Annotated in this window: 17 protein-coding genes; 12 read left to right on the plus strand and 5 right to left on the minus strand. The window is 57.5% G+C overall.

Annotation, left to right across the window (positions count from 1 at the left end; genetic code table 11):
* The first annotated feature begins 208 nt into the window (after positions 1–208).
* The 12 genes from nrdH to leuA all read left to right on the plus strand — a co-directional run bounded on the left by nrdH (position 209) and on the right by leuA (position 14,443).
* Complete coding sequence (gene nrdH, locus L6R44_RS06020; protein WP_032642962.1) at positions 209–448, plus strand: glutaredoxin-like protein NrdH; 240 nt, start codon at positions 209–211, stop codon at positions 446–448.
* Positions 445–855 carry a class Ib ribonucleoside-diphosphate reductase assembly flavoprotein NrdI gene (nrdI, locus tag L6R44_RS06025; protein WP_032642964.1) on the plus strand — a complete coding sequence of 137 codons (411 nt, stop codon included), beginning with the start codon at positions 445–447 and terminating at the stop codon, positions 853–855. Before nrdH ends, nrdI begins: the two co-directional genes overlap by 4 nt.
* Positions 828–2,972 (plus strand): class 1b ribonucleoside-diphosphate reductase subunit alpha, encoded by a 2,145-nt coding sequence (gene nrdE / locus L6R44_RS06030; RefSeq protein ID WP_237423572.1) that lies wholly within the window; start codon positions 828–830, stop codon positions 2,970–2,972. The genes nrdI and nrdE overlap by 28 nt, the downstream gene beginning before the upstream one ends.
* 9 nt (positions 2,973–2,981) lie before the next feature.
* Positions 2,982–3,941 (plus strand): class 1b ribonucleoside-diphosphate reductase subunit beta, encoded by a 960-nt coding sequence (gene nrdF / locus L6R44_RS06035; protein ID WP_032642967.1) that lies wholly within the window; start codon positions 2,982–2,984, stop codon positions 3,939–3,941.
* Positions 3,942–4,274: 333 nt separating this feature from the next.
* Positions 4,275–5,486 (plus strand): glycine betaine/L-proline ABC transporter ATP-binding protein ProV, encoded by a 1,212-nt coding sequence (proV, locus tag L6R44_RS06040; RefSeq protein WP_237423573.1) that lies wholly within the window; start codon positions 4,275–4,277, stop codon positions 5,484–5,486.
* A complete protein-coding gene (gene proW / locus L6R44_RS06045) occupies positions 5,470–6,534 on the plus strand; it encodes a glycine betaine/L-proline ABC transporter permease ProW (protein WP_237423574.1) in 1,065 nt (354 codons plus the stop codon). Before proV ends, proW begins: the two co-directional genes overlap by 17 nt.
* Before the next feature lie 9 nt (positions 6,535–6,543).
* Positions 6,544–7,539 carry a glycine betaine/L-proline ABC transporter substrate-binding protein ProX gene (gene proX / locus L6R44_RS06050; RefSeq protein WP_032642973.1) on the plus strand — a complete coding sequence of 332 codons (996 nt, stop codon included), beginning with the start codon at positions 6,544–6,546 and terminating at the stop codon, positions 7,537–7,539.
* Between the two features lie 190 nt (positions 7,540–7,729).
* On the plus strand, positions 7,730–8,914 hold the full coding sequence (locus L6R44_RS06055; RefSeq protein WP_237423575.1) for an MFS transporter: 1,185 nt from the start codon (positions 7,730–7,732) through the stop codon (positions 8,912–8,914).
* A gap of 313 nt (positions 8,915–9,227) precedes the next feature.
* Positions 9,228–9,758: a transcriptional repressor MprA gene (gene mprA, locus L6R44_RS06060; RefSeq protein WP_032642977.1), complete on the plus strand. Its 531-nt coding sequence runs from the start codon at positions 9,228–9,230 to the stop codon at positions 9,756–9,758.
* A 126-nt stretch (positions 9,759–9,884) separates the two neighbouring features.
* A complete protein-coding gene (gene emrA / locus L6R44_RS06065) occupies positions 9,885–11,057 on the plus strand; it encodes a multidrug efflux MFS transporter periplasmic adaptor subunit EmrA (protein ID WP_032642979.1) in 1,173 nt (390 codons plus the stop codon).
* 16 nt (positions 11,058–11,073) lie between these two features.
* Positions 11,074–12,621, plus strand: coding sequence for a multidrug efflux MFS transporter permease subunit EmrB (emrB, locus tag L6R44_RS06070; RefSeq protein WP_032642981.1), 1,548 nt, complete (start codon positions 11,074–11,076; stop codon positions 12,619–12,621).
* Positions 12,622–12,787: 166 nt separating this feature from the next.
* Entirely contained in the window at positions 12,788–14,443 is a 1,656-nt protein-coding gene (gene leuA / locus L6R44_RS06075) for a 2-isopropylmalate synthase (RefSeq protein WP_237423576.1), read from the plus strand.
* On the opposite strand, the gene L6R44_RS06080 is transcribed toward leuA, so the two are convergent.
* The 5 genes from L6R44_RS06080 to yqaB form a co-directional block, all read right to left on the minus strand.
* Positions 14,430–15,194, minus strand: coding sequence for an AraC family transcriptional regulator (locus L6R44_RS06080; RefSeq protein ID WP_237423577.1), 765 nt, complete (start codon positions 15,192–15,194; stop codon positions 14,430–14,432). The genes leuA and L6R44_RS06080 overlap by 14 nt on opposite strands.
* A 53-nt stretch (positions 15,195–15,247) precedes the next feature.
* On the minus strand, positions 15,248–15,763 hold the full coding sequence (gene luxS / locus L6R44_RS06085; protein ID WP_008499539.1) for an S-ribosylhomocysteine lyase: 516 nt from the start codon (positions 15,761–15,763) through the stop codon (positions 15,248–15,250).
* Between the two features lie 153 nt (positions 15,764–15,916).
* On the minus strand, positions 15,917–17,461 hold the full coding sequence (gene gshA / locus L6R44_RS06090) for a glutamate--cysteine ligase (RefSeq protein WP_032642992.1): 1,545 nt from the start codon (positions 17,459–17,461) through the stop codon (positions 15,917–15,919).
* An 83-nt stretch (positions 17,462–17,544) separates the two neighbouring features.
* Positions 17,545–17,973, minus strand: coding sequence for a YqaA family protein (locus L6R44_RS06095; RefSeq protein ID WP_008499541.1), 429 nt, complete (start codon positions 17,971–17,973; stop codon positions 17,545–17,547).
* Positions 17,970–18,536 carry a fructose-1-phosphate/6-phosphogluconate phosphatase gene (yqaB, locus tag L6R44_RS06100; RefSeq protein ID WP_237423578.1) on the minus strand — a complete coding sequence of 189 codons (567 nt, stop codon included), beginning with the start codon at positions 18,534–18,536 and terminating at the stop codon, positions 17,970–17,972. The genes L6R44_RS06095 and yqaB overlap by 4 nt, the downstream gene beginning before the upstream one ends.
* Positions 18,537–18,870 lie beyond the last annotated feature (334 nt).

Here is an 18,870-nt window from a genome sequence, read left to right on the forward strand (position 1 = left end):
GGGCTTTTCTTTGTCTTCTCGCCTGAAAAGCCCGCACAGAGCGCCCTGCCCCGCTGTGCTCATCACATGGGCAATATCAATATAAATTTCCCATATCTTGTATGGTTGAAACTTAAGGAAACTACATCTAGTATCCCTCTTAGCAAGACAGACACAACCTGACGCGATGATTCGCGCCGCCTTCTCATTTTAAATGGAAATACGAATCATGAGCATTATTATTTACACACGTAACGATTGTGTTCAGTGCCACGCCACCAGGCGGGCGATGGAGAGCCGCGGCGTGGCGTTTGAGATGGTGAATATCGACCAGGTCCCCGAGGCCGCCGATACCCTGCGCGCCAGGGGTTTTCGCCAGCTTCCGGTGGTCGTTGCCGGGGAGACAAGCTGGTCTGGCTTTCGCCCGGACATGATTAACCGCCTCGCCGCACAGGTCACCCGGGCGTGAGTGGGCTGGTTTTCTTCTCCAGCAGCTCGGAAAACACGCTCCGCTTCATCGAGCGCGTCGGGCTGCCCGCGGTTCGCATCCCGCTCAACGAGCGGGAGCGTATCCGGGTAGAAGAGCCTTACATTCTGGTGGTGCCCAGCTATGGCGGTGGCGGTACGGCAGGTGCCGTGCCTCGTCAGGCGATCCGCTTTCTGAACGATCCCCACAATCGCGGGCTAATCCGCGGCGTTATTGCGGCAGGGAATCGCAATTTCGGCGATGCCTTTGGCCGCGCCGGGGACGTCATCTCTCAAAAATGCGGCGTGCCGTATCTCTATCGTTTTGAGCTGATGGGGACACAGCAGGACGTCGAAAACGTGCGTAAAGGAGTGAACGAATTTTGGCAACGACAACCGCAGAACGGGTGATTCAGGCGACACCGGATTACCACGCGCTCAACGCAATGCTTAACCTCTACGATCGCGAGGGGCGCATTCAGTTTGATAAAGACAGGGAGGCGGTGGACGCCTTTTTTGCCGCCCACGTGCGGCCCAACAGCGTGGCTTTTGCAAACCAGAATGAGCGTCTCGACTATCTTGTGAACGAAGGTTACTACGACGCGCGCACGCTCACCCGCTACGACCGTTCCTTCGTGGTGAAGCTGTTTGAACGCGCGCACGCCAGCGGCTTTCGTTTCCAGACGTTTCTTGGCGCGTGGAAGTACTACACCAGCTACACCCTGAAAACCTTCGACGGCAAACGCTATCTGGAAAGCTTTGAAGATCGCGTGGTGATGGTGGCGCTGACGCTGGCGCAGGGCGACGAAGCGCTGGCGGAGCAGCTCACCGACGAGATCCTCGCCGGTCGCTTCCAGCCCGCCACGCCCACCTTCCTCAACTGCGGCAAAGCCCAGCGCGGGGAGCTGGTTTCCTGCTTCCTGCTGCGCATCGAAGACAATATGGAGTCGATTGGCCGCGCGGTGAACTCGGCGCTGCAGCTTTCCAAACGCGGCGGCGGCGTGGCGTTTCTGCTCTCTAACCTGCGTGAAGCGGGCGCGCCGATCAAGCGCATCGAAAACCAGTCCTCCGGCGTGATCCCGGTAATGAAGATGCTGGAGGATGCGTTCTCCTATGCCAACCAGCTTGGCGCGCGTCAGGGCGCGGGGGCGGTTTACCTGCACGCGCACCACCCGGACATTCTGCGTTTTCTCGATACCAAACGCGAAAACGCAGACGAAAAGATCCGCATTAAAACCCTGTCGCTTGGCGTGGTGATCCCGGATATCACCTTTAAGCTGGCCAAAGAGAATGCCGGGATGGCGCTCTTCTCCCCGTATGACGTTGAGCGTATTTACGGTAAAGCCTTTGGCGACGTGGCCATCAGCGAGCGCTACGAGGAGCTGCTGGCCGACGATCGCATTCGCAAAAAATATATCAACGCCCGCGATTTCTTCCAGACGCTTGCGGAGATCCAGTTTGAGTCCGGCTATCCGTACATCATGTATGAAGATACGGTAAACCGCGCGAACCCGATTGCCGGGCGCATCAACATGAGCAACCTGTGCTCGGAGATTTTGCAGGTCAACAGCGCGTCAGCCTACGACGAAAACCTGGACTACGCGGATATCGGCAAAGATATCTCCTGCAATCTCGGGTCGCTGAATATCGCCCACACCATGGATTCCCCTGACTTTGGCCGCACGGTGGAGACCGCCATCCGCGGGCTGACGGCGGTGTCGGACATGAGCCACATCCGCAGCGTGCCGTCTGTTGAAGCGGGCAACGCCGCCTCGCACGCCATCGGGCTGGGGCAGATGAACCTGCACGGCTATCTGGCGCGGGAAGGCATCGCCTACGGCAGTCCGGCAGGGCTGGATTTTACCAACCTCTATTTTTACACCATTACCTGGCACGCGCTGCACACCTCGATGATGCTGGCGCGCGAGCGCGGCCAGCGGTTCGCGGGCTTTGAGCAGTCGCGCTACGCCAGCGGGGCCTATTTCAGCCAGTATCTGGAAGGCGACTGGCAGCCAAAAACCGAAAAAGTGCGCGATCTCTTTGCCCGCGCGGGGATTACCCTGCCGACGCGCGAGATGTGGCAGCAGCTGCGTGACGACGTGATGCGCTACGGCATTTATAACCAGAACCTGCAGGCCGTGCCGCCGACCGGATCGATTTCCTACATTAACCATGCCACGTCGAGCATTCATCCGATCGTGTCGAAAATTGAAATTCGTAAGGAAGGCAAAACCGGCCGCGTTTACTACCCTGCCCCGTTTATGACTAACGACAACCTGGCGCTGTATCAGGATGCGTATGAGATCGGCCCGGAAAAAATCATCGATACCTACGCCGAGGCGACAAAACACGTGGATCAGGGGCTGTCGCTGACGCTGTTCTTCCCGGATACCGCCACCACGCGGGATATCAACAAAGCGCAGATCTACGCCTGGAAGAAAGGCATCAAAACGCTCTACTACATTCGCCTGCGCCAGCTTGCGCTGGAAGGTACCGAAATTGAAGGCTGCGTGTCCTGCGCGCTGTAAGGAGAAAGGATGAAACTGTCACGCGTGAGCGCCGTAAACTGGAACAAAATCCAGGACGATAAAGATCTGGAGGTGTGGAACCGCCTGACCAGCAACTTCTGGCTGCCGGAAAAGGTTCCGCTCTCCAACGATATTCCGGCCTGGCAAACGCTCGACCCCGCCGAACAGCAGCTGACGATCCGCGTCTTTACCGGCCTGACGCTGCTGGACACCATTCAGAATACCGTCGGCGCACCGGCTCTGATGAGTGACGCGCTGACGCCGCACGAAGAGGCGGTGATGTCGAACATCAGCTTTATGGAGGCGGTGCACGCCCGCTCCTACAGCTCGATATTTTCCACGCTGTGCCAGACCAAAGACGTGGACGCGGCCTACGCCTGGAGTGAAGAGAGCGAGTCATTACGGCGAAAGGCAGATCTTGTGCTGGAATATTACCGGGCCGACGAGCCGCTGAAGAAGAAGATCGCCAGCGTGTTTCTGGAATCCTTCCTCTTCTACTCCGGCTTCTGGCTGCCCATGTACTGGTCGAGCCGGGGCAAGCTCACCAACACCGCCGATTTGATTCGCCTCATCATTCGGGATGAAGCGGTGCACGGGTATTACATCGGCTATAAGTATCAGAAAGGGCTGGAGAAAGTCAGCGAGGCAAAGCGAGAGGAGCTTAAGGGCTTTGCGCTCGATTTGCTGATGGATCTGTACGATAACGAGCTGAGCTATACCGAGGAGCTGTACGCCGGAACGGGCTGGGAAGAGGACGTCAAAGCCTTCCTGTGCTACAACGCCAACAAGGCGCTGATGAACCTGGGTTACGACGCGCTTTTCCCGCCGGAGATGGCCGAGGTGAACCCGGCAATTCTGGCCGCGCTGTCGCCTAACGCTGACGAAAACCACGATTTCTTCTCCGGTTCGGGATCGTCGTACGTGATGGGTAAAGCGGTGGAAACGGAAGACGAGGACTGGGATTTTTAATGAGTGAATTAACGTTCATTAATTAAATATAAATCCCTTTATTTCTACCAGAATATTTCCCTGAGAACTACACTGTAATTCCCACGTCATATTCGCCTGAATCACTCCGATCCAGGCGAAATTCCCCGATGCATCAGCAAAAATTTAAGAAAAACTCAAATGACGCTCAGCCCTTTACTCATGGGAAATTCAGCCGTTTCGCTTACCTGAAAATGCCTGGCATAAGCAAACGCAGGGTTGTCTCAGATTCTCAGTATGTTAGGGTTATGCCCGTTAACAATTTACCATGGTAATCATATTGGCATAAACAAATAACAGGACACTCTCTATTGCATGGCAATTAAATTAGAAGTGAAAAATCTTTATAAAGTATTTGGCGAGCACCCGCAGCGCGCATTCAAATATATTGAGAAAGGCCTTACCAAAGAGCAAATTCTGGAAAAAACCGGGCTGTCGCTTGGCGTTAAAGACGCCAGTCTGGCCATTGAAGAAGGCGAGATTTTTGTCATCATGGGATTATCCGGTTCGGGTAAATCCACTATGGTTCGCCTTCTCAATCGCCTGATTGAACCCACCCGCGGACAGGTGCTGATTGACGGCGTGGATATCGCCAGAATATCAGACGCCGAGCTCCGCGAGGTGCGCAGAAAGAAGATCGCAATGGTGTTCCAGTCCTTCGCGCTGATGCCGCACATGACGGTGCTGGATAATACCGCTTTCGGGATGGAATTAGCTGGCACGCCCGCTCAGGAGCGTCAGGAAAAAGCCCTGGATGCACTGCGTCAGGTCGGGCTGGAAAACTATGCGCATGCTTACCCGGATGAACTTTCCGGCGGGATGCGTCAGCGCGTGGGATTAGCCCGCGCATTAGCCATTAATCCAGATATTTTATTAATGGATGAAGCCTTCTCCGCCCTCGATCCGTTAATTCGCACCGAGATGCAGGATGAGCTGGTAAAATTACAGGCTAAACATCAGCGAACGATTGTCTTTATTTCCCACGATCTGGATGAAGCCATGCGTATTGGCGACCGTATTGCCATTATGCAAAACGGTGAAGTGGTGCAGGTCGGCACGCCGGATGAAATACTCAATAATCCGGCGAATGATTATGTGCGCACCTTCTTCCGCGGCGTGGATATTAGCCAGGTCTTTAGCGCTAAAGATATTGCCCGTCGAACGCCAAACGGCATTATCCGTAAAACGCCGGGTTTTGGCCCGCGCTCGGCGCTGAAGCTGCTGCAGGACGAAGACCGTGAATACGGTTATCTGGTTGAACGCGGCAATAAATTTGTCGGCGTTGTCTCCATCGACTCCCTGAAATTCGCGCTTGGTGAAAACCAGGGAATCGATGCGGCGTTAATTGACGCTCCGCTTGCCGTGGACGCCGAAACGCCGCTCAGCGAGTTGCTCTCTCACGTGGGCCAGGCGCCGTGCGCCGTGCCGGTCGTCGGTGAGGAACAACAGTACGTCGGCATCATCTCAAAACGGATGCTGCTGCAGGCTTTAGACCGCGAGGGGGCAAACAATGACCGATCAAACTAATCCGTGGGGCACCACAGAAGCCGCGGACGGCGCTGCGCAATCCGCCGATGCGTGGGGTTCCACGCCAGCACCAGCCGACGGCGGCGGCGCGGCGGACTGGCTTAGCAGCGCACCCGCGCCTGAGCCGGAACACTTCAACATCATGGACCCGTTCCATAAAACCCTGATCCCGCTCGACAGCTGGGTCACGGAAGGGATCGACTGGGTGGTCACGCACTTCCGTCCGGTCTTCCAGGGGATCCGCATCCCGGTGGATTACATCCTCAACGGCTTCCAGCAGCTGATGCTGGGCATGCCGGCGCCGGTAGCGATTATCCTGTTCTCCCTGATCGCGTGGCAGTTTGGCAGCGCAGGAATGGGGGTCGCCACGCTGATTTCGCTGATTGCCATCGGCGCGATTGGCGCCTGGTCGCAGGCGATGATCACCCTGGCGCTGGTGCTGACCGCCCTGCTCTTCTGCATCGTCATCGGCCTGCCGATGGGGATCTGGCTGGCGCGCAGCCCGCGGGCGGCGAAGATTATTCGTCCGCTGCTGGATGCGATGCAGACCACCCCGGCCTTCGTCTATCTGGTGCCTATCGTGATGCTGTTCGGCATCGGCAACGTGCCGGGCGTGGTGGTGACGATTATCTTCGCCCTGCCGCCGATTATTCGTCTGACCATTCTGGGGATTAACCAGGTGCCTGCGGACCTGATCGAAGCGTCACGCTCGTTCGGTGCCAGCCCGCGCCAGATGCTGTTTAAGGTTCAGCTCCCGCTGGCGATGCCAACCATTATGGCGGGCGTTAACCAGACGCTGATGCTGGCCCTGTCGATGGTGGTGATTGCCTCAATGATCGCCGTGGGCGGTCTGGGTCAGATGGTGCTGCGCGGCATTGGCCGTCTCGACATGGGGCTGGCTACCGTCGGCGGCGTCGGGATTGTGATCCTCGCCATTATTCTTGACCGCCTGACCCAGGCCGTCGGTCGTGATTCACGCAGTCGCGGCAACCGTCGCTGGTATACCACCGGCCCTGTCGGGTTAATCACCCGCCCATTTACAAAATAAGGAACAACGATGCGACATAAGGTACTTTTTGCCACAGCGTTTGCCACCCTTGTCTCCACCAGCACGTTTGCGGCAGACCTGCCGGGCAAAGGCATTACCGTCCAGCCGGTGCAGAGCACCATTTCCGAAGAGAGCTTCCAGACCCTGATCGTCAGCCGCGCGCTGGAGAAGCTGGGCTACACGGTCAACACGCCGAGCGAAGTGGATTACAACGTCGGCTATACCTCGATCGCCTCCGGCGATGCCACCTTTACCGCCGTCAACTGGCAGCCGCTGCACGATGATATGTATGCCGCCGCCGGTGGCGACAAGAAATTCTATCGCCAAGGCACCTTCGTGACCGGCGCGGCGCAGGGGTATCTGATCGACAAGAAAACCGCCGATAAGTACCACATCACCAATATTGAACAGCTGAAGGATCCGAAGATCGCCAAACTGTTCGACACCAACGGTGACGGTAAAGCAGACATGATGGGCTGCTCCCCGGGCTGGGGCTGTGAGGCGGTGATTAATCACCAGAATAAAGCCTATGACCTGGCGAAGACGGTCGACGTCAGCCACGGCAACTATTCGGCGATGATGGCCGACACCATTGCCCGCTTCAAAGAGGGTAAACCGGTGATCTACTACACCTGGACGCCGTACTGGGTGAGCGACGTGCTGAAGCCGGGTAAAGACGTGGTGTGGCTGCAGGTGCCGTTCTCCTCCCTGCCGGGCGAGCAGAAGGACATCGACACCAAACTGCCGAACGGCATGAACTACGGCTTCCCGGTGAACACGATGCATATCGTGGCCAACAAAGCCTGGGCGGAGAAAAACCCGGCGGCGGCGAAGCTGTTCTCGGTAATGAAGCTGCCGCTGGCGGATATCAATGCTCAGAACGCGATGATGCACGCGGGCAAATCGTCTGAAGCCGATGTTAAAGGCCACGTTGACGGCTGGATCAAGGCCCACCAGCAGCAGTTTGACGGCTGGGTGAAAGAGGCGCTTGAAGCGCAGAAGTAAAACATTTTCCCTCACCCTAACCCTCTCCCAGAGGGAGAGGGGACGATGACCTCCCTCTCCCCTTGGGAGAGGGCCGGGGTGAGGGGAGCAAACCGCACAATCCATCACCCAACAATCCCCCAACATTCACAATCATTCGCTATTATGGTTTCCGGAAAAATAATCACTCAACTAACGATTCCTGAAACTCATGACAAAAACAGCTCAAGCGCTTAGTCCCGCACTTATCCTTTTAATGTCCGTGGCAACGGGTCTGGCGGTCGCCAGCAACTATTACGCGCAGCCTCTTCTCGACACCATCGCCCGCGCTTTCAACCTTTCTGCCAGCTCCGCTGGCTTCATCGTGACGGCGGCGCAGCTCGGCTATGCCGCCGGGCTGCTGTTCCTGGTGCCGCTCGGCGATATGTTTGAACGCCGAATGCTCATCGTCTCCATGACCCTGCTGGCCGCCGGTGGGATGCTGATCACCGCCAGCAGCCAGTCGCTGACGATGATGATTGTCGGTACCGCGCTTACGGGGCTGTTCTCCGTGGTGGCGCAAATCCTGGTGCCGCTCGCTGCGACCCTCGCCTCCCCGGAAAAACGCGGCAAGGTGGTGGGCACCATCATGAGCGGCCTGCTGCTGGGGATTTTGCTGGCGCGAACCGTGGCAGGGCTGCTGGCAAGCCTCGGCGGCTGGCGCACCGTTTACTGGGTGGCGAGCGTGCTGATGGTGGTGATGGCGCTGGCGCTGTGGCGCGGGCTGCCAAAAGTGAAGCAGGAAAATCACCTGAACTACCCCCAGCTGCTGGCCTCCGTTTTCAGCCTGTTCACGCAGGATAAGCTTCTGCGTACCCGCGCCCTGCTGGGCTGTTTCACCTTCGCCAACTTCAGCATTCTCTGGACCTCGATGGCGTTTCTGCTGGCCGCGCCGCCGTTCAACTATTCCGAAGGGGTGATTGGCCTGTTCGGCCTGGCAGGTGCCGCAGGCGCGCTGGGCGCCCGTCCCGCTGGCGGGCTGGCCGACAAGGGCAAATCCCATCTGACCACCTCCGCCGGGCTGGTTTTACTTCTGCTCTCCTGGGCAGCGATCTGGTATGGGCACGTCTCGGTGCTGGCGCTGATCGTCGGTATCCTGGTGTTGGATCTCACCGTTCAGGGCGTTCACATTACCAACCAGACCGTCATCTATCGCGTGAAGCCAGAGGCGCGTAATCGCCTCACCGCCGGATACATGACCAGCTACTTCATCGGGGGCGCTGCCGGTTCATTAATTTCCGCGTCGGCGTGGCAGCATGCCGGCTGGTCGGGCGTGTGCGGGATTGGGGCCATCGTCGCCGCGCTCAACCTTCTTGTATGGTGGCGCGGCTACCATCGCCAGGAAGCAATACACTAAGTTTTACATTGCGTTGGCCTCTTAGGGTGTTAAGAGGCCCGGCAGTCTGTTAAGGTAAACGTAATCATTTATCCCAGAAATTTTAATGTGGGTGACATATCTACAGTTGGCATGAATAGTTCAGACCCCCGTCCTCACATCCTCTCTTTCACGGGTTCACACCCTACGCTTTCTGTGCTCACCGGGTCACGGACTTACCCGGCGCTTTCTGATGGTGACATAAGTTTGGCGGATATAACCGCACAAATAATTCATTTACATTATTTGTCACTATCGTTACTATATCGGCTGTAATTAATGAGGTTATGCCCAAATGGATAGTTCGTTTACGCCCATTGAACAAATGCTTAAATTCCGCGCCAGTCGCCATGAGGACTTCCCTTATCAGGAAATCCTGCTGACTCGCCTGTGCATGCACATGCAGGGTAAGCTTCTGGAAAACCGTAATAAAATGCTGAAAGCTCAAGGGATTAACGAGACGTTGTTTATGGCGTTGATTACGCTGGAGTCTCAGGAAAATCACAGCATTCAGCCTTCTGAGCTGAGCTGCGCGCTGGGCTCCTCCCGCACCAACGCCACCCGTATTGCCGATGAACTTGAAAAGCGCGGCTGGATTGAGCGCCGTGAAAGCGACAACGATCGCCGCTGCCTGCATCTGCAGCTGACCGAGAAAGGTCACGAATTCCTGCGCGAAGTGCTGCCACCTCAGCACAATTGCCTGCACAAACTCTGGTCCGCCCTCAGCACCGCCGAGCGCGACCAGCTTGAGCACATCACTCGCAAGCTGCTCACCCGTCTGGACCAGATGGATGAAGACGGCGCCATTCTTGAGGCGCTGCGCTAACGCGACGACACGCTCACCATTCCAGATTCATAAGAAAACCGACAGGCCAGCACGTCACACTGCTGGCCTTTCTGACAACAGGTCGGCTTAGCCGATGTGAAAATAAGAAGATCGTGGAGAACAACAATGAGCGCAAATGCGGAGAGCACTACCCCGCAGCAACCGGCCAACAAGAAAGGCAAACGTAAGAGCGCCCTTCTTCTGTTGACCTTGCTCTTTATCATTATTGCCGTGGCATATGGGATCTATTGGTTTTTAGTACTGCGTCATGCTGAAGAGACAGACGACGCCTACGTGGCAGGGAACCAGGTACAGATTATGGCGCAGGTGTCGGGCAGCGTGACGAAAGTCTGGGCTGACAATACCGACTTTGTGCAAAAAGGCGACGTGTTGGTCACCCTCGATCCGACCGACGCGCAGCAGGCATTTGAAAAAGCAAAGACCGCGCTGGCCTCCAGCGTCCGTCAGACCCGCCAGCTGATGATCAACAGCAAACAGCTGCAGGCCAACATCGACGTGCAGAAAACCGCGCTGGCTCAGGCGCAGAGCGACCTGAACCGCCGCGTGCCGCTCGGCACCGCCAACCTGATTGGCCGTGAAGAGCTGCAGCACGCCCGCGATGCCGTTGCCAGCGCCCAGGCGCAGCTGGATGTGGCGATTCAACAGTACAACGCCAACCAGGCGATGGTGCTGGGCACCAGCCTGGAAAACCAGCCCGCCGTTCAGCAGGCGGCGACCGAAGTGCGTAACGCATGGCTTGCCCTTGAGCGAACTAAAATCGTCAGCCCGATGACCGGGTACGTCTCCCGTCGTTCCGTCCAGCCGGGGGCGCAGATTAGCCCAACCACGCCGCTGATGGCGGTCGTGCCGGCAGACAATCTGTGGGTGGACGCCAACTTTAAAGAGACGCAGCTTGCCCATATGCGTATCGGCCAGACCGCGACGGTGGTCAGCGACATCTACGGTGATGACGTGAAGTACACCGGGAAAGTGGTTGGTCTGGACATGGGGACCGGCAGCGCCTTCTCCCTGCTGCCCGCGCAGAACGCCACCGGTAACTGGATCAAAGTGGTTCAGCGTCTGCCGGTGCGTATCGAGCTGGATGCGAAACAGCTCGCCGACCATCCGCTGCGTATCGGCCTCTCTACGCTTGTGACGGTGGACACCGCCAACCGCGACGGTCAGATCCTGGCAAGCCAGGTGCGCAGCAGCCCGGCTTATGAAAGTAACGCCCGTGAAATTAGCCTCGATCCGGTCAACAAGCTGATCGATGACATCGTGAAGGCAAACGCCGGTTAATCCGAAGGTGAGCGTTATGCAACAGCAAAAGCCGCAAAAACCGCTGGAGGGCGCGCAGCTGGTCATTATGACCATTGCGCTGTCGCTGGCGACATTCATGCAGGTGCTGGACTCCACCATCGCAAACGTGGCGATCCCGACCATCGCCGGTAACCTTGGCTCGTCGCTGAGCCAGGGGACCTGGGTTATTACCTCGTTTGGGGTGGCAAACGCCATCTCCATTCCGATCACCGGCTGGCTGGCAAAGCGCGTCGGTGAGGTGAAGCTGTTCCTCTGGTCAACGATATTGTTCGTGCTCGCCTCTTGGGCGTGCGGCATGTCCAGCAGCCTGACGATGCTGATCTTCTTCCGCGTCATTCAGGGGATCGTTGCCGGGCCGCTGATTCCGCTGTCCCAGAGTTTGCTGCTTAACAACTATCCACCCGCTAAGCGCTCTGTCGCGCTGGCACTGTGGTCGATGACGGTCATTGTCGCGCCAATTTGCGGGCCTATCCTCGGCGGCTATATCAGCGATAACTACCACTGGGGCTGGATCTTCTTCATCAACGTGCCGATTGGTGCGCTGGTGGTGATGCTCACCCTGCAAACGCTGCGCGGTCGCGAGACCCGAACGGAGCAGCGGCGCATTGACGCCGTTGGCCTGGCGCTGCTGGTGGTCGGCATCGGTAGCCTGCAGGTCATGCTCGATCAGGGTAAAGAGCTGGACTGGTTTAACTCGACCGAGATTATCGTGCTGACCGTTGTCGCGGTGATATCGCTGAGCTTCCTGATCGTCTGGGAGCTGACGGACGATAACCCGATCGTCGATCTCTCGCTGTTTAAGTCGCGAAACTTCACCATCGGCTGTCTGTGTATTAGCCTGGCCTACATGCTCTACTTCGGCGCTATCGTTCTGCTGCCGCAGCTGCTGCAGGAGGTCTATGGCTATACCGCCACCTGGGCAGGTTTAGCCTCTGCGCCGGTGGGTGTCATTCCGGTCCTGCTGTCGCCGATTATCGGCCGCTTCGCCCACAAGCTCGACATGCGCAGGCTGGTGACGTTCAGCTTTATCATGTACGCGGTGTGCTTCTACTGGCGCGCGTACACGTTCGAGCCGGGCATGGACTTTGGCGCGTCCGCATGGCCGCAGTTCATTCAGGGCTTCGCCGTGGCGTGCTTCTTTATGCCGCTGACGACGATTACGCTTTCCGGCTTACCGCCCGAGCGCATGGCGGCGGCATCAAGCCTGTCGAACTTCACCCGTACGCTGGCGGGCTCTATCGGAACGTCGATCACCACCACCCTGTGGACCAACCGCGAGTCGATGCACCACGCCCAGCTGACCGAAGCGGTGAACCCGTTTAACCCGAATGCGCAGCAGATGTATAGCCAGCTTCAGGGGATGGGCATGACCGAGCAGCAGGCCTCCGGGTGGATTGCCCAGCAGATCACCAACCAGGGTCTGATTATCTCGGCCAACGAGATTTTCTGGATATCGGCGGGGATCTTTATCGTCCTGCTGGGGCTGGTGTGGTTTGCCAGACCACCGTTTGGTGCCGGTGGTGGGGGCGGTGGCGCGCACTAGTCCTGTGCGCTGGATGCCGGGTGGCGGCTACGCCTTACCCGGCCTACGATAACCGGGCCGCCATCCGTAGGCCCGGTTGTCCAAAACGCGACAGCCATTGTCATTTCCGATAAAGCAGCGCGCCTGAAATCGCTTCACGATAGTGAAAAGACAACAGGAGCGCATCATGCTGAACACACCCGCCGACAAATACACGCCTTATCCTACGCTTTCCCTGTCCGACCGCCGCTGGCCGGAGCAATGCATCACCCGCGCGCCGCGCTGGCTCTCCACCGACCTGCGCGACGGCAACCAGGCCCTTGCCGAGCCGATGGACAGCGCGCGCAAGCTGCAGTTCTGGGAACTGCTGCTGAGCTGCGGGTTTAAGGAGATTGAGGTCGCCTTTCCTTCCGCCTCGCAGACGGACTTCAACTTTGTCCGCCAACTGATTGAAGAGAACCGCATCCCGGATGACGTCACGATTCAGGTGTTGACCCAGGCGCGGGACGATCTTATCCATCGCACTTTCGAATCCCTGCGCGGCGCGAAGCAGGCCACCGTCCATCTGTATAACGCCACCGCCCCGCTTTTCCGCCGCCTGGTGTTCGGCATGGAAAAGGCGCAAATCGTCGAGCTGGCAACGCGTTCTACCCGCCTTATTCGTCAACTGTGTGAAGAGAACCCGGATACCCGCTGGCAGTATGAGTATTCCCCGGAAACGTTCTGCTTTACCGAGCCGGAGTTTGCGCTGGAGATTTGTGAAGCCGTGGCGGAGATCTGGCAGCCGTGCGACGCGCGTCCAATGATCGTCAACTTGCCTGCCACCGTGGAGGTGAACACGCCGAACGTCTATGCCGATCGGATTGAGTATTTCTGTCGCCACTTCAGCCGCCGCCGCGACGTCTGCATCAGCGTGCATCCGCATAACGACCGCGGTACCGCCGTCGCCAGCGCCGAGCTGGCCGTGATGGCGGGCGCAGATCGCGTCGAGGGCTGCCTGTTTGGTAACGGTGAGCGCACGGGTAACGTCTGTCTGGTGACGCTGGCGATGAACCTCTACAGCCAGGGCATTAGCCCGAATCTGGACTTTAGCGATATGAACCGGGTGGTGGAAGCGGTGGAAACCTGCAACCAGCTGCCGGTGCACCCGCGCCATCCGTGGGCAGGACGGCTGGCCTATACCGCCTTCTCCGGCTCGCACCAGGACGCGATCAAAAAAGGTTTTGATGCCCGCAGGCCTGGCGAGCGCTGGGAAATGCCCTACCTGCCCGTCGATCCGCAGGATATCGGCTGTACCTATGAAGCGGTGATCCGCGTGAACAGCCAGTCAGGAAAAAGCGGCAGCGCATGGCTTATCGAGCAAAACCATGGGCTGAAATTACCCCGCGCCCTGCAGCAGGATTTCAGCCAGCACGTACAGCAGGAAACCGATCGCCACGGCAAAGAGATGACGCAAAACGCGCTGTGGCAGCTGTTCCGCGCCCGCTACGGGCTGGTGGCAACGCCGCCGCTTGCGCTGCAATCCTATCGCAGCGAGGGCCAGCAGGACGGCCAGCTGCGTTTGACGGCCAGTGTCGTCACGCAGGGGGAGACGCGTCAGCTTGAAGGCCAGGGTAACGGCCTGCTCTCCGCCGCCGCTCACGGCATTAGCCGCTGGGTCAACGCGCCGTTTGTGATTAAGGACTATCACGAGCATACGTTAGGCGAGCGCAGCGACAGCCGTTCCGTGGCGTATATTCGCTGCCTGTTCCAGGACGGCACCAGCCGCTGGGGCGTGGGCATTGACAGCGACGTCTCGCGCGCCTCGCTTCAGGCGCTTTTTAATGCGGTTAGCTGTCTTTGAAGTATTCGCTGGGTGAAATGCCCATCACCCGGCGGAACATGGCCGTAAAGGCGCTGTGGCTACCGTAACCGAGATCCAGCGCCACGCGAAGTACCGGCTGGCCCTGCGCCAGCCGCTGTAGCGCCTCCAGCAGACGCGCCCTTCTCAACCACTCACCGTAGCTCAATCCCGTCTGCTGCTGAAAATGGCGGTTCATCGTGCGCTCGCTCATGTTCATCATGCTCGCGGCCTGCACGCTGCTCCAGCTCTCCCCCGCGTTTTGCCGAATTTGCAGGCACAGTTGACGTAACGCCTCGCTTTCCGGCTCAGGCAGATGAAACGGCAGCACCGGCATAGTGCGGATTTCATCGAGAATGAGCTCATAGACGCGTTCATCCCGGCTTCCGGGCGAGTACGATTCAGGTAAAGCAAGGGCGGCGAGGATCAGCTCGCGCAGCAGCGGGGAGATCTGCACGATCTGGCAGGCGGCCGGAAGATCGGCCCGCGCCAGCGGATCGATAAACAGCGTCCGCGCCGCCACGTTGCCGGTAATGCGCAGGGAATGCTGCGTGCCCGCCGGCAGCCAGACGCCGCGGCCGGGCGGAACCACCCAGCAGCCCGATGGGGTATCTACCCGTACCACGCCGCTCAGGGCGTGCAGCAGCTGCGCGCAGTCGTGCTTGTGCCAGGGCTCGCGGTCACCGTGAACGTAGTCATGGGCAAACGGAACGAGGGGGCGATGGGTAAAGGAGAACGTAGACGTTGTGGTCATGGGCTAAACAACCCTCACCCTACCCTCTCCCGGAGGGAGAGGGAAAAGGTGCACTAGATGTGCAGTTCCTGCAGTTTTTCTTTCGGCAGGGCCAGCTCTTCGTTGCTGTTCACGCGAACATCACGCTCGATGATGTGGCGCGCGATCTCCTGCGCTTCTTCCAGCGAGTGCATCTGGTAAGTCCCGCACTGGTAAACGTTCAGCTCAGGGATCTGGTTCTGCTCTTTCACCTTCAGCACGTCTTCCATGGCCGCTTTCCACGCGTCAGCAACGCGTTTCTCTTCCGGTTGACCGATCAGGCTCATGTAGAAACCGGTACGGCAGCCCATTGGAGAGATATCGATGATCTCAACGCCGTTGCCGTTCAGGTGGTCACGCATGAAACCCGCGAACAGGTGTTCCAGCGTATGAATGCCTTTCTCCGGCATCACTTCTTTGTTCGGCACGCAGAAACGCAGATCGAAGACGGTGATCGTGTCGCCGTGCGGGGTATGCATGGTCTTCGCCACGCGGACTGCAGGTGCTTCCATACGGGTATGGTCGACAGTAAAGCTATCTAATAACGGCATACGTCACCTCCGATAGTGATTTTTTTTAAAAAAAACTGAACTCTTCTACACAATGCGCGTCTGAGTATATGAAAGACGCGCATTTGTTATCATCATCCCTGAATTCAGAGATGTATATTTTGGCCACAGCGATGTGGCCTTTTTCTTTTCTGCTTAGGCCTGCTTCGCCAGAAACGCCTCAAACGACTCGGTATCCGCCGCTTCAACCTCTTTCTGACGCACCACGGACGCATCGCGTTCCGCTGCAAAATCCGCTTCGCTAAGCACTTCTAACGGCTCCTGCATCAGCATCTCACGGTACTCCGCTGAGAGTGAACGCCCCGTGCCGCCAATGCCCCGATCGATCATAGAACGCAGAATGCGTGCTGAGAACGTCAGTTCAGGGTTATCAAAACATTCCACCAGCTGGTCGCAGATCTGTTGATAGGCGTCGCCGCCGTCAATGCTGTCCATTGTTCGGGCAACGCGCTTCAGGTCACGGAACAGATCTTTGCCCACTTTGGTCAGCGGGAACTGTGCCGTTTCGCAGCCAATGCCGAGCGTCAGGCCCGGTTTACGCCCTTCCAGAATCACGCGGTTCCAGTTGGTACGGGTACAGAGCAGCTCGTCCGAGCTCATTTCCGGCGCATCCGCCAGCACGCACCAGACCATAAACAGATCCAGGAAGCGAACCTGCTGCTCATCAACGCCAATCGGTGAGAACGGGTTGATATCCAGCGAGCGTACTTCAATGTATTCGATCCCGCCGCGCTGCAGCGCATCCGACGGCGTTTCACCGCTGCGCGTCACGCGCTTAGGACGAATGGGCGCATAAAGCTCGTTTTCAATCTGCAGCACGTTGCTGTTGATCTGCAGGCGCTTGCCGTCTTTTTCGAGACCGATTTTCTCGTACTCTTCCGACGGCGTTTTGATCGCCCGCTTCAATCCTGCCACATATTCGTGCAATTCGTTAAACGTAATACCGAGATTGCTTTGCGATTTATTGGTATAGCCGAGATCGCTCAGGCGCAGAGAGGTGGCGTACGGGAGATAGTACATCCCACACTCGGTCTTCTCGAACGGCAGCGTGGTCGGTTTCCCCTGCAGGAACGAAGAACAGATCGCCGGGGAGGCACCAAACAGATATGGGATCACCCAGCCGAAACGGTAATAGTTGCGGATCAGGCGGAAGTAACCCGCTGAAATCGCATCTTTGTCCGTTTCACCGCATTTTGCCTGCCAGAAGGCCATAGGCAGCGAGAAGTTATAATGCACGCCCGAGATCGTCTGCATCAACGCGCCGTAGCGGTTTTTCAGCCCTTCGCGATAGAGCGTTTTCAGCCGACCGATATTTGACGTGCCGTACTGCGCCAGTTCAATATCCTGGCCCTGCTCGATATAGCACGGCATGCTGAGGGGCCACATACGTTCGTCGCCCAGGTTGCGCGCGGTGTAGCGATGGATATCGCGCATGATCGTCAGCATATGATCAATATTACCCTCTACTGGCGTAATGAACTCCAGCAGCGCTTCAGCGAAATCGGTTGTGATCCATTTATGTGTCAGCGCCGAGCCTAACGCCTTCGGGTGACCCGTCGTCGCTAAACTACCGTCCGCGTTAACGCGCAGCGTTTCACGCTCAAGACCACGCTGAATACCCTTCAGAGCCTGAGGGTGGTTTTCCAGCCAGGCCAGCGCCTGAGATACGTCCGGGATCAAATTGACCTCCCGCCTGTCAAAGTAATGTTACTCAGCATAATTGTAATGGTTGACGATTGAAGGTCGCGTATTCATTCCACCAATTAGTGCCACCACGTCATACCCTGTAGTGTTGCCCACGCCACGAGAACATAGCGCAACGCCTTGCCAAGGCACAAAAAAAAGAGCACCGGTCCCCAGGAGATGCGCATCCATCCCGCCAGCAGACACAGTAAATCGCCTATTACAGGCATCCAGCTTAATAACAGCGTGGCAGCGCCATAGCGTTTTAGCCAGCCGACTGCCTTTTCCTGCCAGCGCGATTTTTCGCGCAGCGGAAAGAAACGCCCAAGAATAACGTTAGTCAGCCCTCCAAGGCTATTACCCATTGTTGCTATTAATACAAGCAGCCAGGGCTGACTCACGCCGGACAACAGCATCGCCACCAGCACCACTTCCGAATTGCCCGGTAACAGCGTGGCGCTTAAAAAACTGCTGGCGAATAATGAGGCGAGTGACAGCGCGTCACTCACAGTAAGCGCACATCCACCGCATCCATTCCGGCATCACGCGCGGCCTGGATACCGAAATCGGCATCTTCAAACACGACGCATTTTGCCGCCGGGACGCCCATTAATTCTGCGCAGAGCAGGAAGGTGTCCGGTGCGGGCTTGTGACGTTTAACATGATCGGCGGCAACCACGGCAGAAAAATAGTGGCGCAGGCCAAGATGGTTGAGTAATGCTTCTGCAATCGCGCTCTCGCTGCCCGTGCCGACAGACATAGGACGACGTCCGTGCCACGCTTTAACCACGTCAATGAGGGGTAAAGGTTGTACGGTATCTAACAGTATGGCTTTTACCGCATCGGTTTTTTCACGCGCGAGCAGGTGCGGGTCGAGATCGGCCTGATTCAGTTCAATCACGGCCTGCGCAATACGCCAGGTGGGGGAGCCGTTGAGGGCGATCATCGCCTGCAAATCGAAACGCATACCGTAGCGGCCCAGGACCTCGGTCCAGGCTTGACGATGCGTGGGTTCGGTATCCAGCAGGGTGCCATCCATATCGAAGATCAAACCGTCATACTGTGCGTACATCGTGCTCTCGCTAAACGATTAACAAAGCATTACTTTATCGTAAATGGTGGTTTTTGTCGCTGATTGCGAAGTGATAACTACGAGAGTGATTAAGAACTAAACATCGAAGGGAATAACAGAAGAGACGGTGCATCCGGGAGGATTACTCGGCTTACGCCTCGCCCTGCGGGCCGTTGCTAAAGCAACGTTATCCTCCCTGGTGCTTGCGATTAACTCGCAGACCTTGAAACAACAGCGTGGCTGTTATCTCGGAGAATATGGTGCATCCGGGAGGATTCGAACCTCCGACCGCTCGGTTCGTAGCCGAGTACTCTATCCAGCTGAGCTACGGATG

This window comes from Enterobacter cloacae complex sp. ECC445, assembly GCF_021892025.1.
GTDB lineage: Bacteria > Pseudomonadota > Gammaproteobacteria > Enterobacterales > Enterobacteriaceae > Enterobacter > Enterobacter chengduensis.

Excerpts from the sequence above, each read along its gene's own strand:
- L6R44_RS06055 (WP_237423575.1), top strand. The coding sequence starts at position 7,730 with ATGACAAAAACAGCTCAAGCGCTTAGTCCCGCACTTATCCTTTTAATG.
- nrdH (WP_032642962.1), top strand. The coding sequence starts at position 209 with ATGAGCATTATTATTTACACACGTAACGATTGTGTTCAGTGCCACGCC.
- L6R44_RS06080 (WP_237423577.1), bottom strand. The coding sequence starts at position 15,194 with ATGACCACAACGTCTACGTTCTCCTTTACCCATCGCCCCCTCGTTCCG.
- emrB (WP_032642981.1), top strand. The coding sequence starts at position 11,074 with ATGCAACAGCAAAAGCCGCAAAAACCGCTGGAGGGCGCGCAGCTGGTC.
- leuA (WP_237423576.1), top strand. The coding sequence starts at position 12,788 with ATGCTGAACACACCCGCCGACAAATACACGCCTTATCCTACGCTTTCC.
- mprA (WP_032642977.1), top strand. The coding sequence starts at position 9,228 with ATGGATAGTTCGTTTACGCCCATTGAACAAATGCTTAAATTCCGCGCC.
- luxS (WP_008499539.1), bottom strand. The coding sequence starts at position 15,763 with ATGCCGTTATTAGATAGCTTTACTGTCGACCATACCCGTATGGAAGCA.
- proW (WP_237423574.1), top strand. The coding sequence starts at position 5,470 with ATGACCGATCAAACTAATCCGTGGGGCACCACAGAAGCCGCGGACGGC.
- proV (WP_237423573.1), top strand. The coding sequence starts at position 4,275 with ATGGCAATTAAATTAGAAGTGAAAAATCTTTATAAAGTATTTGGCGAG.
- yqaB (WP_237423578.1), bottom strand. The coding sequence starts at position 18,536 with ATGTACGCACAGTATGACGGTTTGATCTTCGATATGGATGGCACCCTG.
- nrdF (WP_032642967.1), top strand. The coding sequence starts at position 2,982 with ATGAAACTGTCACGCGTGAGCGCCGTAAACTGGAACAAAATCCAGGAC.
- proX (WP_032642973.1), top strand. The coding sequence starts at position 6,544 with ATGCGACATAAGGTACTTTTTGCCACAGCGTTTGCCACCCTTGTCTCC.
- emrA (WP_032642979.1), top strand. The coding sequence starts at position 9,885 with ATGAGCGCAAATGCGGAGAGCACTACCCCGCAGCAACCGGCCAACAAG.